The sequence below is a fragment of the Sphingomonas sp. UYAg733 genome (assembly GCF_054057355.1).
Window position 1 is genome coordinate 605,817 of sequence record NZ_JBSRZE010000001.1, and the last position, 15,744, is coordinate 621,560.

At 62.3% G+C, this 15,744-nt stretch carries 18 protein-coding genes; 9 read left to right on the forward strand and 9 right to left on the reverse strand.

Annotated elements, in window-relative coordinates:
• Window positions 1–149 precede the first annotated feature (149 nt).
• A complete protein-coding gene (locus ACVWZA_RS03110) occupies window positions 150–359 on the reverse strand; it encodes a putative quinol monooxygenase (RefSeq protein ID WP_457310054.1) in 210 nt (69 codons plus the stop codon).
• Between the two features lie 313 nt (window positions 360–672).
• Here ACVWZA_RS03110 and ACVWZA_RS03115 point away from each other — a divergent pair, with 313 nt between their 5' ends.
• Genes ACVWZA_RS03115 through ACVWZA_RS03125 form a run of 3 tightly spaced genes read left to right on the forward strand, consistent with a single transcriptional unit; the run spans window position 673 to window position 3,606 of the window.
• Window positions 673–2,520 (forward strand): aspartyl protease family protein, encoded by a 1,848-nt coding sequence (locus ACVWZA_RS03115; RefSeq protein ID WP_457309679.1) that lies wholly within the window; start codon window positions 673–675, stop codon window positions 2,518–2,520.
• A 46-nt stretch (window positions 2,521–2,566) separates the two neighbouring features.
• On the forward strand, window positions 2,567–3,007 hold the full coding sequence (locus ACVWZA_RS03120) for a VOC family protein (protein ID WP_457309680.1): 441 nt from the start codon (window positions 2,567–2,569) through the stop codon (window positions 3,005–3,007).
• Window positions 3,004–3,606 carry a YdeI/OmpD-associated family protein gene (locus ACVWZA_RS03125; protein ID WP_457309681.1) on the forward strand — a complete coding sequence of 201 codons (603 nt, stop codon included), beginning with the start codon at window positions 3,004–3,006 and terminating at the stop codon, window positions 3,604–3,606. Before ACVWZA_RS03120 ends, ACVWZA_RS03125 begins: the two co-directional genes overlap by 4 nt.
• A gap of 13 nt (window positions 3,607–3,619) precedes the next feature.
• Here the strand turns inward: ACVWZA_RS03125 and ACVWZA_RS03130 are convergent, their stop codons facing one another.
• From ACVWZA_RS03130 to ACVWZA_RS03145, 4 genes are all read right to left on the reverse strand, one after another.
• Window positions 3,620–4,690: a YncE family protein gene (locus ACVWZA_RS03130; protein ID WP_457309682.1), complete on the reverse strand. Its 1,071-nt coding sequence runs from the start codon at window positions 4,688–4,690 to the stop codon at window positions 3,620–3,622.
• A gap of 325 nt (window positions 4,691–5,015) precedes the next feature.
• A complete protein-coding gene (locus ACVWZA_RS03135) occupies window positions 5,016–5,615 on the reverse strand; it encodes a helix-turn-helix domain-containing protein (protein WP_457309683.1) in 600 nt (199 codons plus the stop codon).
• A gap of 476 nt (window positions 5,616–6,091) precedes the next feature.
• A complete protein-coding gene (locus ACVWZA_RS03140; protein WP_457309684.1) occupies window positions 6,092–6,421 on the reverse strand; it encodes a DMT family transporter in 330 nt (109 codons plus the stop codon).
• Between the two features lie 10 nt (window positions 6,422–6,431).
• Window positions 6,432–7,073 (reverse strand): FMN-dependent NADH-azoreductase, encoded by a 642-nt coding sequence (locus tag ACVWZA_RS03145; RefSeq protein WP_457309685.1) that lies wholly within the window; start codon window positions 7,071–7,073, stop codon window positions 6,432–6,434.
• An 85-nt stretch (window positions 7,074–7,158) separates the two neighbouring features.
• Between ACVWZA_RS03145 and ACVWZA_RS03150 the strand changes: the two genes are divergently transcribed.
• The gene (locus tag ACVWZA_RS03150) at window positions 7,159–7,638 is read left to right on the forward strand and encodes a MarR family winged helix-turn-helix transcriptional regulator (RefSeq protein ID WP_457309686.1); all 480 of its coding nucleotides are present in this window, start codon (window positions 7,159–7,161) and stop codon (window positions 7,636–7,638) included.
• Window positions 7,639–7,815: 177 nt separating this feature from the next.
• On the opposite strand, the gene ACVWZA_RS03155 is transcribed toward ACVWZA_RS03150, so the two are convergent.
• On the reverse strand, window positions 7,816–8,010 hold the full coding sequence (locus tag ACVWZA_RS03155) for a hypothetical protein (RefSeq protein WP_457309687.1): 195 nt from the start codon (window positions 8,008–8,010) through the stop codon (window positions 7,816–7,818).
• 447 nt (window positions 8,011–8,457) lie between these two features.
• Entirely contained in the window at window positions 8,458–9,180 is a 723-nt protein-coding gene (locus ACVWZA_RS03160) for a hypothetical protein (RefSeq protein WP_457309688.1), read from the reverse strand.
• A gap of 88 nt (window positions 9,181–9,268) precedes the next feature.
• Here ACVWZA_RS03160 and ACVWZA_RS03165 point away from each other — a divergent pair, with 88 nt between their 5' ends.
• Window positions 9,269–10,126 carry a LysR family transcriptional regulator gene (locus ACVWZA_RS03165; protein ID WP_457309689.1) on the forward strand — a complete coding sequence of 286 codons (858 nt, stop codon included), beginning with the start codon at window positions 9,269–9,271 and terminating at the stop codon, window positions 10,124–10,126.
• A 290-nt stretch (window positions 10,127–10,416) separates the two neighbouring features.
• On the opposite strand, the gene ACVWZA_RS03170 is transcribed toward ACVWZA_RS03165, so the two are convergent.
• Complete coding sequence (locus ACVWZA_RS03170; protein ID WP_457309690.1) at window positions 10,417–11,301, reverse strand: PhzF family phenazine biosynthesis protein; 885 nt, start codon at window positions 11,299–11,301, stop codon at window positions 10,417–10,419.
• Window positions 11,302–11,416: 115 nt separating this feature from the next.
• On the opposite strand from ACVWZA_RS03170, the gene ACVWZA_RS03175 reads away from it, so the two are divergent.
• Entirely contained in the window at window positions 11,417–12,307 is an 891-nt protein-coding gene (locus tag ACVWZA_RS03175; protein WP_457309691.1) for a LysR substrate-binding domain-containing protein, read from the forward strand.
• 66 nt (window positions 12,308–12,373) lie between these two features.
• Here the strand turns inward: ACVWZA_RS03175 and ACVWZA_RS03180 are convergent, their stop codons facing one another.
• Window positions 12,374–13,054, reverse strand: a complete 681-nt coding sequence (locus ACVWZA_RS03180) for a M23 family metallopeptidase (protein WP_457309692.1) — start codon at window positions 13,052–13,054, stop codon at window positions 12,374–12,376.
• A 361-nt stretch (window positions 13,055–13,415) separates the two neighbouring features.
• Between ACVWZA_RS03180 and ACVWZA_RS03185 the strand changes: the two genes are divergently transcribed.
• The 3 genes from ACVWZA_RS03185 (at window position 13,416) to ACVWZA_RS03195 (ending at window position 15,744) form a co-directional block, all read left to right on the forward strand.
• The gene (locus ACVWZA_RS03185; protein ID WP_457309693.1) at window positions 13,416–13,937 is read left to right on the forward strand and encodes a MarR family winged helix-turn-helix transcriptional regulator; all 522 of its coding nucleotides are present in this window, start codon (window positions 13,416–13,418) and stop codon (window positions 13,935–13,937) included.
• 83 nt (window positions 13,938–14,020) lie between these two features.
• Entirely contained in the window at window positions 14,021–15,247 is a 1,227-nt protein-coding gene (locus ACVWZA_RS03190; protein ID WP_457309694.1) for an alpha/beta hydrolase family protein, read from the forward strand.
• Window positions 15,248–15,291: 44 nt separating this feature from the next.
• Complete coding sequence (locus tag ACVWZA_RS03195) at window positions 15,292–15,744, forward strand: DUF3830 family protein (RefSeq protein WP_457309695.1); 453 nt, start codon at window positions 15,292–15,294, stop codon at window positions 15,742–15,744.

The window sequence follows — 15,744 nt, forward strand, 5'->3', positions numbered from 1 at the left end:
AATATGCCGGCGGGGCGATTGCGTCCATGCGACTAATCGCAGCGGCTGGCCGCTAACGATCCGAGAAACAAGGGGATAAGGCCGCGGCGTACGGTTTAAATCAGACGGCAATCAGTCGGGCAACCCAGAAGCTCCGGCGGGCCCGCGTATCAGCCCAGCCCAATGCCCCCGACCGGGTCCGTCTCGAAGCGTTCGCCAAACCCCGCGATTATCGGCCGCGCCCGCGCGATCAACACCTGAACCTCCGGCAATTGCAGGGACGCACCATGCCTCTCGTGGCTATCCCAGACTTCGGTGACCCAAATTGCATCGTCGTCGGCGAGGTCCCGCGCCACGATGTAGCTGCGACACCCGGGCATGCCACCGTCAGTCTCGGTCAATAGAGCCACTAGATCATTCGTTTGCCGGGCATCACCAGCATCTTACCAATCAACCCGTACATCGCTTTTCCCCTTTAGCTCTCACATACACATGAAGACCGGAAGGCCTTCCCGCAGTTCATCGGGTCGCCTTTCTAGCGATCTCTCCATGGCAGAGAAATGCTCAGCGCGCGTTGGCGTTAGGCAAAAAGGACGATCGTTCCCTGCGCGAGCCTGGTCGGCGTCAACTGGGTCCAAGCAGTCACCATGCCTCTGCGCTAGACCCGGGCTTTCTCGGTTTCAGGAATGTTGCATGCGGCGGATCGCTGTCCTTTCACTAATCTTCTTGTCTGTCTTCGGTTTCGGATCCGCCTCCGCCGCCCCCGATGTCGTCGCCGCCGTGTTAAGGGCCCACCGCGCGGCGACAGGCCCGCGCGCCGGTGCCGCGACCGAAACAATCACCTACGCCTATTCGGGCCAGGGCTTGGAGGGAACGGTCGTGACGCGGCTGGATACCAACAGCGGCGCCTTCGTGACGGAAAGCGATTTGGGCGCGATCAGGGTGGCGAACGGCTTCGACGGGACGATGCCATGGATGCGTGACATCTCCGGAGCGAATACCTCGCAAGCCGGCGGAGACCGCGTCCGGCTCGCCATCAACGAAGCCTACAGGAACGCCAACACCTGGTGGCGAGAGGACCGGGGTGGGGCGGCGGTTTCGTATCTGGGCTTGGACACGATCGAGGGTCGTAGCGTCCATCGGCTCAGGGTGACGCCGCGGGGTGGCTCGGGGTTCGACGCCTGGTTCGATAGGGAGACCGGGCGGCTCGTCCAGATCGCCGAACGTCAGATGTTCTTCGATACCCGCACTCAATATCGAGACTACGAGCGCCGCGAAGGAGTGCTGCGGGCGACCCGTCTGATCGTGGACGGAGGAACCGGCGAAGCCAACTACGCGACGATGCGGCTGTTGTCCGTTTCGCGACGACCGGCGCGACCCTTGTCGGCCTACTCGCGCCCCACGGAACCGCCCGTGGGGGTGACGATTGACGGGAATGAGAGCAAAGTCGTCTTGCCGTTCCGGCTCCTCAACAATCACATCTACGTGGAGGCGAAGGTCGAGGGACGCGGACCCTACACCTTCATCGTGGACACTGGTGGCCACACCATCCTGTCGTCGCGCGTCGTTGCTGAGGCCGGGCTGCGGCCAGCCGGAGCCGCCGCTTCCGCCGGCGCGGGCGAGAAGACCACAACCAGCGGATATGCCCACGTGCGTGAGATCGCGATCGGCCCCATCCGGATGCGTGAACAGACGGCCATCACGATGGATATATACGATCCCGCCGTGGAGGGGATACGCGTCGACGGAATGATCGGCTTTGAACTGTTCCGCCGGCTGGCGGTGCGCATCGACTATGCGACGAAGACACTGACTTTCACGCCGTTCAGCGCCTTCGACGCTTCGGACGCGGGTGTCGCGATCCCCTTCGTCTTCTATGACCACCTTCCGCAGGTCGAAGGCCGTCTCGGCGACATTCCGATTCTGTTCGACATCGATACCGGCTCCCGCAACGAGGTCGATGTGACGAGCCCTTTCGTGCGGGCCCACAACCTCACAGCGAAGTTTCCGGGAAGCATCACCGCCATGACTGGCTGGGGCGTTGGCGGCCCGTCGATGTCCCAGGTCGTCCGCTCGCCGTCGCTGAGCATCGGACCGATCGTCGTCGAGCGCCCGGTACTCGGACTGTCCCGCGCCGCGGCAGGTTCGTTCAGCGACGCGAATTTCGGCGGAAACATAGGCAGCGGCCTGTTGAAGCGCTTCGTCACCAGCTTCGACTACTCGAGGCAGGTCATGTACCTGAAACCCATCACACCGCCCCCAGCCGACGTCGGAACGTTCGACCGGTCGGGACTTTGGCTGAACGCCGGGCCGACCGGCTTCGTCGTTGCCTACGTAGCGCCCGGCGGACCGGCCCAGACCGCGGGCATCGAGCCCAGCGACATCGTCACTGCGATCGACGGGCGGTCTGCGGTCGCCGAGGCACTGTCCGACGTCCGCGCGATGCTGCGGACGCGCCCGCAAGGGGATAGAATCTTGCTTCGGGTAATGCGTGGCGGCACGGAGCGGAGCCTGACCCTGACGCTCCAGGACCGGCTCTAAGACGCCGCCGCGTCCCCAAACATTCTCCATGAAGACAGGAACTCCGATGAGCGACACTCTGCCCACGTCAATACCGACCGCCCTGAGAGGGGTCGCCACCGTGCGTCTCAGCGCGGAGGATCTGGACGCCGCCGGCGCATGGTACGCGGAGATCCTGGGCGTCGAGCCCTACTTCAAACGGCCCGGCTATATCGAATTTCGCTTCGGCGATGACAGCGTAGAGTTGGGCATCGTCGATCGCCGGTTTCTGGTCGAACTCGGCGATCATGGAAACACCTCCGGAGCTGCGGGCGCCGTCGTCTACTGGTGCGTCGACGATGTCGAAGCTGCAATGGCCGGCTTCCTCGGCAAGGGAGCGGTGATGCATGAATCGATCCGCGCATTCGGCGATGGCTTCGTCGCTGGCTCGGTCGTCGATCCGTTCGGCAACGTCGTCGGGTTGATGGTGAACCAGCACTACCGCGACGTCCGGGCGGGCCTGACGTGACGGCAAAATCCGACGACGCCGAACTGATCTTCGCCGATGCAGGGCAATGGCAGGGCTGGCTGGCGGATAATCATCGCCATGCCTCGGAAGCCTGGCTGGTCATCGCCCGCAAGGGCTTCGAGGCGGACGGCGTGACCATTGGCGACGCCCTCGATGTCGCGCTCTGCTTCGGATGGATCGACAGTCACCGTAAGGCGCGCGACACACGCTCCTTCCTCCAGCGGTATTCTCCGCGGCGACCGAAGACGCCCTGGTCGCTGCTGAACGTCAGACGAGCCGAAGCGCTGATCGCGGCGGGCCGGATGAGCGAGGCCGGCCTGGCTGCAGTCCGGGCTGCCCAGGAGGACGGTCGCTGGGCCTCCGCCTATGCCTCACAGGTAGAGGCTCCGATGCCCGCTGACATCGCCGCTGCGCTCGAAGGGGATGGGCAGGCTCGAGAAGCCTACGACAACCTGTCCAAGAGCGCGCAATACGCGCTTGTTCTTCATGTCCTGAAATCGGCGTCGGCTGACACGCGGGAGCGCCGGATAGCCAAGGCGATGAAGGGTCTTCGGGAATCCGGCAATGCAGGTGGCGTTCGACCTAGTTCGCGCGGTTAGGCCGACCAGCGGGTCATCGGCCGGAGAGGCCATAGCCAGTGGGCCCGCCGTCGGTCGCCACGAACAGTGGCTTGGTCTCACGGAGTTCAGTCCCCTCGATGCGAAAGAGGTGGACCGTCCCATCCATGATGCTTTCTGCGAACAGGCGACCGTCATCCAGAAAGCCGACGCCTTGCGCCCAACCGCCAATGCGCCGTTCGGAGATCCGCGTGAGTCGATCCCCGTCGCGCCTCAGCAACACGACTATGCTATCAGTCGAATAGTAGGGGTTCGAAGAGGCGACCGTGCTCATATTCTGAACCGCCGCAGCCGCAAAACGCCCGTCGGCGGAACAAGCAACGCCTTCCGGCGACGCGCCGACCGAAATCGTGTCCACCACCCGAGGATTGGAGGGGGAAAGATCTATCAGGCTGACGGTGTCCCGATCACCGGACACCGCGCCGTAGTTGGCAACCACGGCGTAGCCGCTCGTGCCGCATATCGACACCGCCGTTGGATGGACCCCCGCCGTCATCTCCCGCACCGCTGGCGTCTTGATCACATCGCCCTCAACGTCGAAGATACCGATCACGTTCGAACCTGAAAAAGTGACCAGCAGACGGCGCCCGCCTGGGAGAAAAGCCGCAGCGAGGGGCCGGGATCCCACAGGAAAAGTCACTTTCTGCACTATCCGCATGGACGTGTCGTCTACGCGCAGCACGGTGGCGGTGTCTCTGTCACCTTGCACCGCGACGAGAAGCATCCCGTCCGCGCTGAGGGCCAACGACGAAGGTGGCGAGCCAAGGTCCAGTGTCGTTACAAGTCGGGGCCGAGGCCTCAACGCTATCAGCGATACGCGGCTAAAGGACGCGAACTTCGCCGGGTCCTTTGGATCGACCTGTGCGGTGGCGCTAGTGACGGCGAAGCGGCCGCTCCTGGGGATTACGACCGAAGACGGGGGACCCATGAAGCTCGTCGGCGTCACGACGCGACCGAGCTCGCGGATCGGGTCCGCGGCATCCAGAAAGACCACGTAGTCAGCAGGGGGCGCCGGCGGAGGTACGACTTCTCCATCGACCAAGCGCGCCTTTGGATCGATAGCCAAGCCCAGGATCTGCGCACCTGAAGCCGTTGTCGCGCAAGACCAGGCGAGTATGGCGGCCGCCAAGGACACAAGCGCTGAGCGTCTCCGGGCTTGGGCGCCTGGGCTCACGAAGTCGCCCTCCGAAGGGTCGCGCAGCGCTTTCCAGACTGCGTGGACGCAATGCCGGCGTCGGGACCGAATCCGACTTCGTCAGGAGGTCGAATGGCCGCGTGCTCAGCGGGCAGGACGATGCGACCGTTTGGGAAAGTGTGCATTGGATCCAGAGCAAATGGTTCGATGCGACGGCTACAGCCCGGCGAAGGAGCCGTCTTGTATTCAGTTGACATCACGTTGCGACCGGCCGCCATTCGCTAGGAGGGTGCCCGGTGAGGGCGACCACGGCGCGGGACATATGCGCTTGATCCGCGAAACCCAGCTCAGCTGCCAGCGACGACAGCTTTTCAGGTCGCGCACGGATCGCGGATAGCGCGGCGCGCGCGCGCGCAGTCGCTCGAAACGCCTTTGGCGAAGAGCCGTATGCCTGTCGAAATCCTCGACTGATCGTCTCGGGCCGCAGGCCGGCGCAGGCTGCCCAATCGCTCAGGGAGAAGAGTTTAAGACTGGCGAGGCTAGACGCGAGCTCATCGGGCCAATCCCGTTCCCCATCACCTCCCGGCCGGATGTCAGAAAGCAGGAGGCGAACCGCCGCGTTGATATCCCGTTCGGCGACACGGACAACCGCATCCGGGTTCGTCGTCACGCCTCCAACGATATCACCATCGATCAGGTCATCGGGCAGGGGCAGGATGAAGACGTCGGCCCCGGATGCACCAAAGCGATCAAGATGAGACTCGAAAGGACGATGGACAAGCACGTCGCCCGGACCAACGCGGCGGCGGCCTTCGTCTCCGGCCTCAACATATCCTCCGGAGAGCACGAGGGTCACGAAAGGGCTGTCGTGACAGTGCCTATCAAGCGTCTCTGACGCGGTGTGTCGCATTCTGCCGATCGGGGCGTGCGCGTACCGTAGCTTACAACCGCACGACTTCATATTCCGGTCCTCGTTCCACGGATCCCCGATCTGTCGCGTTGGGCTATATGCGCGCCTACTTTCACCGATACTTCCTCTCGAATGGCCGGCTCAGTCCTCCGGATGAACTCGCAACGATCACCAACCCTCGGCTTGCCATGCCTCTTGGGAACGAATGGCTCAAGCCGAGCCAGCTGCCCCTTCGTCAGCCAATGCAGCTCGTACCAGTCTTATCACGGGGTCTGGGTCAGATCATCCCTCTCAGATCAATGGCCCTGACCTTCGCTGCCACTAGGCAACGATACGTTTGACCGGCTTGATTCACGATTCGAGTGATCACTAATACCGACACTCCGACAAAGATGCTGGTGGCGAAGGGTCGCTCGGTGGGTCTACGCAGATGCGACTTTCAATCCGGCCACACCAGTCACAATCAATGCAACTGAAGCTAGGCGAATGAGACTGACCGGCTCGTTGAACCAGAGCACGCCCGCTATCACGCTGCCCAGGGCGCCAATGCCGGTCCACGCCGCATAGGCCGTTCCCAACGGGAGAACGGCCAGTGCTTTCGTCAACAAATACACGAACGCTCCGAGCAGCAGAAACGACACGAACGACCAGGTGGGATTGGAAAAGCCCTGCGCCTTTTTCATTGCGATTGCCCAACCGACGTCGATGACGCCGGACAGCAGCAGAAAGGTCCAGGCGAGGCGAGCCGTCATCAATCGACGCTCAGAATGCGAGGGACAGCGCGGCAAGATCGCCTTGCGCGCGCGCGTCGCCCTCGCCGACCATCGCCGGGTCGCCGACCGTCGGGCCAATCGGCACGAAAGCGGGATCCGACAGGCCGATAAAGCTCAGCGCCGCTTTCAGATAGGGTGTCGCGAGATCAGGCCGGTTCCAGCTCGCGCCGCTGCGATAGTCGCCTGCGCTCGAAAGCAGGATCAGCGTCGGCCGCGGATTCAGTAGCGGCGAATATCCTGTCTTGGGATCGAAGGTGAAGGTGAAGCCTGGCTGGGTGATCAGATCGATCCAATGCTTGAGCTTGTACGGGATGCCGAAATTCCACATGGGCGTGGCGATCACGATACGGTCGGCACTGGATACGCGCTCGACCATCGCCGCGATCAGCGACCAGGCTTCCGATTCACCTGTGGTCATCGCCCGGCCCGCCAGCTTTGCGTATTTGGCTGCGATCACTGCGCCATCGAACTCCGGCAAATCCGTGTTCCACAGGTCTAGGCGGTCGATGTGGATCCCCGAATCGCGTTCTTCCAGACGCCGGACAAAAGCCTGGCCTAAACGCCGCGACGCTGACCCCGACGAGCGCGGCGAAGCCTCGACATAGAGAAGGCGGGAGGTCTGGGCTGTCACAATATGACTCCTAATATACATGCGTTCGCATCTATATAGATGCGAGTGCATTGAATGCAAGGCATCTGATGCTAGGATACCTGGCATGCGAGACGAACCCAGCAAAAGCGCCGTAGAGGCTTGGATTGCACTCAACCGCGCTCAGCAAACGACGATGGCGCTTATCGAGCGTGGCTTTCGCGAACAGGGCCTGCCGCCTTACGCCTGGTATGACGCGCTTTGGGCTCTTGAACGCGCCGGCGACGGGGGCCTGCGCCCTTTTGAACTAGAGCGGTGTTTGCTGATCGCGCAATCGAACATCTCGCGGTTGATCGACCGAATGAAGGTCCAGGGAGCAATTGAGCGTCGTCAATGTGCCGATGACGGACGGGGCCACCTCATCGTCATCACCACGACCGGCCGCGACCTGCGCGCCCGCATGTGGCCGATCTACGCCGAATGCATTCGCGGCCTGCTGGAAATCAACACTACCGAGCTGGATCGAACACAGTTGGTGAAAGTGCTCGAGGCAATGATTGCGCGGCGAGCTGCGAGTAACTCGGCTCGGCCGCCACTGCAAATCTGACGGCGTTCTGTTGGCTGATGGAGCAGTGGTCGGGCGACAAAGCCATTCAGATTACTCGCGCTCCAATAGGTGCGGCTCGCTCTTCGCAGCGTCCATCTTCCGGTCGGATCAGGCGACGCCGGCGATATTCAGAAGCCCGATGCAGCGCTTCAGCATTCAGGCCCAATGCCATTGGGTTCAATGCGTCGGATTCGATGCCGATGGCTCGAAGACGGTCGGGCGCGGGCCGATTTTGGCCTTCTGTTCGGGGTTGCCGTTGCCGGGTTCGCCGATCGCCAGGGAATCCCTTTCGCGCTGAACGCGTGCGGCGAGCCTCTGGTCCTTGGCAGCAATGCACTCGCTGCTGGGGCGCTGGCCGGTCTCGCGTTTCATACCGCGCTCTTGCCTGTGACGCTGTGGGATTATGCTGCGGCACATCATCTGCAAGGCATGTTCAGCGCCGCCATCACGTTCGTGGCCGAGGCTTGTCCCTCGCGCTCGAGCCACGGGCATTGAATGGGCAGGTGGAATGGCCCGGCTCGGGGCAGCACTCGCGCCGCTCCTGGTCGGTGCCCTGGTCCAAATGAACAACCGCATTGCGGCCCAGTTGCTGGCGGCGGGTTCGGTGCTGGCGAGCACCGCCATCGAGGCATGGGCCTCCGTGGCCAACGCGCGGACAAGCCAGCACCAGCCCGATCATCGCCACCGGGTGACCTACGCGTGGGGTTCGGCTCCGATACCCTTGGATTCTTCGTGCACGAGATAGGCTTTCCGAAAGACAAGCCGACGTTTGCCGTGGCTGGCGGCCAGAACGTGGCGGATCAGAGATATGCTCTTAGGTCATCGCGTGAGCGGCAAGCCGGGAATCAGCGACAGGCTTGGCGCATAGCGCCAACCTTCCATCCGCACCGTCGTGATCTCCTTGGTAAGTTCATCAGCGCCTGCCCCATACAACTGCTTCAGAGTTTCTGATGGCTCGATTTTCGGACTCGGTGAAACACCGTGAATCAGCAGCATATACTGACCAGTCGAAGCATCATCCCCGCTGCGATACCAACTCAGCTGGACTTTGCTATCGCGAGTGGCGGTCAGTTTCCTAGCGGCGGATTCGAACGCAACGAGATTTTCCGCTCCAACCGTGATGAAAAGGGCGGTGAGCCGATCGTGCGGCTTACGCTTTTCGAGCGGAGTGCCCGTGGTCGGGCCGGACCATAGCATCCAGCTCGTGATGCCGGTTGACGTTGCGTGCGGACCCGCGACCTTCTGGAAGTCAGCCCCGTCTCCCTCGGGGTCCGGTCGTGCGTCCAAGCCTGCCAACGTCGTGCCGAATGTGCCATCGACGAAAGTACCCCTGCGGGCGCCGCTGGTCACGTACCAGGCGTACCAGACGAGGCGGTCGTGATGCTCCGAATGCCAGCGAAGATGCGCGCGGTAACCCGCTTCGAACGCCGGACGGTCTATCAGCGTGTAGGAGAACAGGCGTGCGGTCCCAGGTTCTTCCGCCATTGCCATCGATCCGCTTAATGCCAGCACTATGCCAGCGATGCACTTCGTCAGACGCATGATCAGTCTCCTCTCGCCTCCCGGTAGCGCCCATCTTAAAGTTCAACTATTTGCAGTTTGACAGGCAACCATTCTGTGGAGCTGAAGAGTGGACGGAGCATATCTGCGCCGCGCGGCGGTGTTTCATGCCGTTGCAACGGCGGGCGGAATAGCCGGTGCAGCCCGAGCGATAGGCAAGTCGGCTCCTGCGGTTCACAGCGATTTGCGCCGCTTCGAGCGCGAAGTCGGTGCGCCGTTGACCGAGCGGGTCGGGCGCGGGCTCCAGCTAACCATTGAGGGGCGCTTGTTGCACGAGACGATTGCGCGGGCGCTCGATGAGATCGCGCGGATGAGCGCACATGTCAGTCAGGCAGATCCGCGTGTGTTACCGCTGCGCATTGGCGCGGTGACCGGCTTCGGGCGCTATCGCTTGGCGCCCATGCTGTTCCGCAGCGTATTGATCGACAGGCCTATATCACTGCGCATGGGGACGCACGACGATATGACCGCGCAACTGGTGCGCGGAGACATCGAACTGGCGCTGACGTATCGCACCGTCAACATAGTACAGGTCGAAAGTGAAGTGATCGCCGAAGAGGATCTGGTACTTGTCGGCGCGGCGGCCGTCGCCGGAACAATGGATGAGATCGAGCGCCTGCGTTTCATCACCTACGAAGAGCATGAATATGTCTTCGCGCGCTGGTTCGCTGCAATCCATGGCCGCCAGCCCGAGGCGTTGGTGCGTCACGATCACTGCGACGAGCTGGAGGAAGCCCTGCATAGCGTTGCGGTGGGACGGGGGGTGACTATCGCGCCGGCGGATGCCGCGCGCGCGTTTGGCTTGTTGGCGATCGGAAGGTCCTGCCCCAATCGACTCTACCTGTGCGCGACCGGCGGTCGGCTCGGGGACAGCGATGCCGCGCTAGTCCGGCAGATGCTGAGACGGCGTGTCACGCCGTCTTTCTAGGAAGTGGGCGACCGAGCTTCGACCTGCGCCGAAGGCTGATCGATAGGTTGTACCGGGCGAGACAAGCCCTATGATCGTGCGCTCCGCGGGTCAGGGGCGTCAGAAACGCACGGTCGTGCTACCCCGCCTTGAACGTTGCCCATCGCCTCTCGCGTTCCGCTGTATCGGCCTCAAGGCTGGCGGTGAGATCCTCACGACGCATAAGCTGCTCGCAGTTCTCGCAGGTGGGTTCGCATAGTGCAGTTGGCCAAGCGACGGCGAGAGGCTCCACGACCCGCAGAACCAAACTTTTAGCCTTCGCAGGGGAGTTCGATCTGGCCCCGCATGACGATGACGCCGGAGCCGGACAGTTCGGGCACCGGGCCCGCAGCGACATGCAGGAAACTCTGCCTGCCCATGCGCGTCCCCTGCTCGACAACCAGCGCATCGCCGGTAATCAGGCCCTCACTCGCCAGATACGCGGCGAGCGGACCGGCGGCGGTGCCGGTCGCGGCATCCTCCCACAAGCCGATCGTGGGATTGAAGCAACGGGCATAAGCTGAATTGCCGCCCGCTTCATCAAAAGCATAGATGTAGCAGCCCTCTGCCTGAGCGGCCACGAGAACGGGGAGCAATTCCTTGCCGACCGGTTCGGCGCGATCCACTGCGATGCGATCGGCCAGTCTCACCATAAGATGAGCAGCGCCGGTGTCGGCGACGCGTGGCCCAGGGCGTAAAACCAAGTCGGTCAGTTTCAACTTGAGCGCTTCCACGAGGGCCGCGTGGTCGGTGAAAACAGGTAGCAACCGCAAAGGCGCCTGCTGCATACGGCCATGGGTTCGTCCTTCAAGCCGTTCAAGGACAATGGGCAACACTCGGCCACCAATCTCCTGATGGAAGGTCGTGGGTCGTTCGAGGTCGCCCAAGGCTCCTTTGGAGGCCAGCCAGAGCCAAGCGCCGAGCGCGTTGTGGCCGGCCCCGTGGACTTCCGATCCGGCCGCCGTGAACGACCGCAGCTTCCAGTCCGCGACGCTGCTCGGCATAATGAATGTGGTTTCAGCTTGGTTGAATTCACGCGATATGAGTCGCAGCGTTTCATCGTCGTCTTGTTCGCCACCCTCGACCACGGCGAGCGGATTGCCGCTCAAAGGCTGCGACGCGAAAACGTCCACAATACCGACTTCCAGAATTCTCACGACTTAACTCCAGCTCATCAGGAATTTGATAGTGCCTTGCTCGTGGCCGGAGTTTTGCCGCAACCGCCATGCTTGTTCAAAATCGAATTTGTCATGTATGAGATGAACTCAGCTCATGAACATTCGGCAGAACCTCCCGTCTCTCTCAGCGGTGCGCGCCTTCGAGGCAGTAGCGCGCCTGGCCAGCTTCAAGGATGCCGCCAGGGAATTGTTCGTCACCCCAACGGCCATCAGTCATCAGATTCGGCAGATCGAGGACCATCTAGGCGTCCGCCTGATCGTTCGATCGCCCCGACCGATCTGCCTCACGCCCGACGGCAAAATCCTGTTCGAAGCAGCAACGACGGCACTGGACGGATTGAGCCGCGCTGCCACGCGAATACAACAACGTGACGCAAACGAGGTCGTCACGCTATCCTCCACAGCCGCCTTTCTCAGCCAGTGGCTCGTGCCTCGGCTAAGTGAACTTCGGAGCCTGCTGCCCACGGTCGATATACGGTTCCATGCCGCGGATGCCGTCGTCGATCTGCGTCGGGGCGAAGTCGACTTGGCAGTCCGCTATGGAAAGGGCCCTTTCGTGGGAGGCACCTTAATACGGGAGGACACGTACGCTCCCGTCTGCAGTCCTCGCCTCGGCCTGACTTCCCACGCGGACCTGGAAGGTATCGACCTCATTCACATCGACGGCAGGACCACGCCACTGCCGCCACCTGATTGGCGACGTTGGTGCTTGGCTGCCGGCATTGAGCTCGCGAACATCGATGCCGGCCCGCGCTTCACCAACGGATTGAACGCGGTTCAAGCAGCCATCGCTGCACAAGGCGTGGTCCTGGTCAGCTTATTGTTGGCCGCCGACGCAATCGGGTCGGGATTGCTCGTGCAGCCCTTCGAGACCGTATTGCCCGGCGCGGGCTACCATGTCGTCTGCGCTCCACATTCAGCAGATTGCGGCGCAGTGGCGATCGTGAAGGATTGGCTCATAAAGTCGGTTGCAGCTTCCTACTGAATTTCCTGAAGCCGTCCTCGACACCAAGTCGGGCCGGAGCCAGCATTGGCGTGGCGAACCATCTTGTCACTTGGGACACGGTTTTGCGGTGTACATCGCGCCCTTCCGAACGCCCGCACCGTCAATGCCGCAGAAGCGGGGAACCCGGGTGCGCTGGCGATCTAGGTTGTCGTTGACGAACCCCTGCGCATCGATCGGACCGGCGGCTGCCGGCACCGCTACCTCGAAGTGCAGATGCGACAGCATCGCACAACCGACCTCACCCTCATCGCCGAGATACCGACCGGCCTTGACGGTCTCGCCCACCTTCAACCTGGCGGCTCCACGAGTGCTTCCCTGACGCATGTGTCCATATAGCGTCCACTCTCCATTCGGGTGTGCCAACCAGACAAAATTGTTGCGGCAGAGCGCCGCTGCTCGCCCGGTTTGGCGTTCCCCGTAGCTGTCGCGAATAGCCATCACGACGCCGGGCGCCGCCGCCACGATCTTGTGCGTCCGGCTGTCACGTGGCTCACCCACCAGGTCGACTGCGCCGACTGGGCGATGGCTCGCCGCGTCATCGAACACTGAGACATTGGTCCCATCGGCGTAGGGAATACGGTAGATACCGGTCGATTGAGCAGGCTGAACCGGTGGTTCGCTCGCGGCACCCGGCACTGCGCCGAGAGCAACCAGCCCAACCAAGGGCGCAGTCGCGTTCCTCCACGCAAGTCGTTTGAAAGCTGCGATATGTTCAAATAGCATCATGGCTTCATCCATATGTAGGCGGTCTAACCGGGGTCATGCGCCAGCAGTTTTTCTGAGCTTCGTGTTGGGCTTCCATGCAACTTCACGCGCGCTGACTTTTCGTGTGCCTGCAAGCCAATATTCCGTCAAAGGATGAGATGTCCTTTGGCGACGGGCGATGTGTTCATATCGTGACCGGCAGAGACCAGCGGCGACGCCGGCCGACTACGGGCGCCGCCCGCCCCACAGGCGACGACATCTCATGCACGGGAACCCCGTCCGTAAGCCGAAAACACCGTAGCCATCACTCCTTCCGCCTCACCGCCCTTGCGACGCCCTTGGCATTATGCAAGAGATTGCGCAAATATTTGGATAATATCACGTGGCGCGCGCGCTTGAATTTCTCGGCGATACGAGGCCGGCTTTCGTCGCTCATCTGGCGGAGCGTCTGACCGACGTGCTGTGCGCTTCGACCCAGGCCCTTGCCGACGCTGCGGGTTTGCGGGCGCCGATACGAACCCATTCGGTCTTGCTCCTTCTGCTCGCAAGGGGACCCGCCACCATTTCAGAGATCGCCCGCACGGACGGGCAGTCGCATCAACTTCTGTCGGCGAGACTCAAACCGCTGGAGCGGCTGCGCTTAATCGAGCGGACTGTCGATCCGGATGACGCGAGGCGACGACCCTACAACCTGACGAGATCGGGTCGTTCCGAGTCCCTCACCATCCGCGCCGCTCTAGGGACGCATGCGAGGGCCATGGAGGCGCTTTTCGAGGAGACGGGGGTGAATCTCGTGGCTGTTCTCGACGACGCGCTGGAGGCTCTGCGCGTCAAAACGTTGCTGGAGCGGATTGTCGAGCGTGATTGCGACAAAGGCGATCATCAGACAGGAAGTTCTGGATGATCAGGCACCTGCTCGTCTTGGCCGTAGCGGCTGTCCTTCCGGGATCCGGGAGCGCGTCGGCTGACGCGCCTGCGGTCGATTGCTTGACGGGCTACTACCAGCTTGCCGATGGTTCGGGCGTAGACATAGCGCCATCGACGGACGGCCATTTCCGGTGGCGTCGACAAGACGGTACGTCTGGGCTGCTGTCCCGCCGGGACGACGGCAAGTGGTCAAGCACATTGGGCTGGACGGCGCGCGACGATGGCAACGTGGTGGACCTATCTGAGTGCGAACGGGGCGCTGTCCGGTTTTCCGGAGTTGTCGGGCAGCGCGTCCGGTTCGACGCGACGGACGTGCGGTTCGCGAGCGGCGATGCTCGGCTGGCAGGCCGGCTCGTGTTGCCGGCAGGACGCGATGCCGTTCCCATCGTGGTCCTGGTGCACGGGTCCGAAGACAGCTCGGCATTGCACACATATGCGCTCCAACGGCTCCTCCCGGCCCGAGGCGTCGGCGTTTTCGTCTACGACAAGCGCGGTACGGGAGCCTCCACCGGAAAATTCACGCACGACCTGCGTCAATTGGCCGCCGACGCAAGCGCAGCACTGAGGGAGGCGAAGTCGCTGGCGGGGCCGCGGGCTGGACGTATCGGCTTCTACGGAACGAGCCAGGGCGGTTGGACTGCTCCGCTTGCGGCTACACTGGTCCATGCCGATTTCATAATCGTAGGATACGGACTCGCTGTCTCGCCCGTCGAGGAGGATCGCGAAGCGCTCGTTCTCGACATGACGCGTCACGGATTCGGTCGCACGGAGATCGCCAAGGCGCTCGAAATAGGCACCGCCGCGCAATCGGTTGCCAGAAATCGTTTTCAATCCGGCTACGGCGCGCTTCGTCAGGTGATCGGCAAGTACAAGACTCAGCCCTGGTTTCCATTCGTCCGGGGCAATCTGACCGGAATCGTCATCGGGATGCCGGAAGCGGAGCTACGCGAGCGCGGACCTCGTGTCTTCGCCGGCATCATCCCCGACTATGATCCGATGCCGGTTCTGCGCAGATTGAAGACCCCGCAACTCTGGGTCCTCGGCGGGGAGGACATTGATGCGCCCTATCTCGAGACCAACCGCCGGCTCATGGCCCTGAAGAATACGGGGCATCGCATCTCAATCGCTGTTTATCCTGATGTGGAACACGGCCTCTACCGCTTCGAGGTCAAGGGCGAGGAAAGGCTCTCGACGCGGCAGCCCTCCTCGTTGTTGCTTCTCCTGACGACATTCGCGGCCGGAAAACCACTTGCCGGTGCTTACGATGACGCCCGTCTTGCGCTTTGAGTTGAGCGGCCCCGTGAAGGTCGCCCGCACCAAGATGCGCGCAAATGCTCGCTTACCCACTTAACTCATGGAGGCCCGAAATCTCGCTAATTGACGTCGCCGTAGGTCCCTTTGCCTTAACGGCGCGGCTGGAAATCGAACGTGCTCCGCTCACTTCGGCGTTCTTCCATCGTTCGTTGCCGCTCGAAGACAGCCTGATCCACGTCCGTTGGAGCGGGGAGGGCTGCTGGATCCCGATGGGGGATGCGCATCAGAATCTACCTTGGGAAAACCACGGGCTAGCGCCTGCGCCTGGCCAATTTCTGTTCTATCCCGGCGGCATCAGCGAAACCGAAATCCTGTTGGCCTACGGCGAGGTTCGGTTCGCAAGTAAGTTCGGGCCACTCGTGGGCAACCATTTCATGACTGTAATTAGGGGAAACGAACATCTGGCGGAGATAGGCCGGCGTGCCCTCTGGGAGGGCGCGCTCCCCATTCGCTTCTCGCTACACTCCTAG

Bases quoted from the DNA above. Each gene is read 5' to 3' on its own strand.
- ACVWZA_RS03110 (WP_457310054.1), bottom strand. From the start codon at position 359: ATGCCCGGGTGTCGCAGCTACATCGTGGCGCGGGACCTCGCCGACGAC.
- ACVWZA_RS03115 (WP_457309679.1), top strand. From the start codon at position 673: ATGCGGCGGATCGCTGTCCTTTCACTAATCTTCTTGTCTGTCTTCGGT.
- ACVWZA_RS03120 (WP_457309680.1), top strand. From the start codon at position 2,567: ATGAGCGACACTCTGCCCACGTCAATACCGACCGCCCTGAGAGGGGTC.
- ACVWZA_RS03140 (WP_457309684.1), bottom strand. From the start codon at position 6,421: ATGACGGCTCGCCTCGCCTGGACCTTTCTGCTGCTGTCCGGCGTCATC.
- ACVWZA_RS03150 (WP_457309686.1), top strand. From the start codon at position 7,159: ATGCGAGACGAACCCAGCAAAAGCGCCGTAGAGGCTTGGATTGCACTC.
- ACVWZA_RS03155 (WP_457309687.1), bottom strand. From the start codon at position 8,010: ATGAAACGCGAGACCGGCCAGCGCCCCAGCAGCGAGTGCATTGCTGCC.
- ACVWZA_RS03160 (WP_457309688.1), bottom strand. From the start codon at position 9,180: ATGCGTCTGACGAAGTGCATCGCTGGCATAGTGCTGGCATTAAGCGGA.
- ACVWZA_RS03175 (WP_457309691.1), top strand. From the start codon at position 11,417: ATGAACATTCGGCAGAACCTCCCGTCTCTCTCAGCGGTGCGCGCCTTC.
- ACVWZA_RS03180 (WP_457309692.1), bottom strand. From the start codon at position 13,054: ATGATGCTATTTGAACATATCGCAGCTTTCAAACGACTTGCGTGGAGG.
- ACVWZA_RS03195 (WP_457309695.1), top strand. From the start codon at position 15,292: ATGCTCGCTTACCCACTTAACTCATGGAGGCCCGAAATCTCGCTAATT.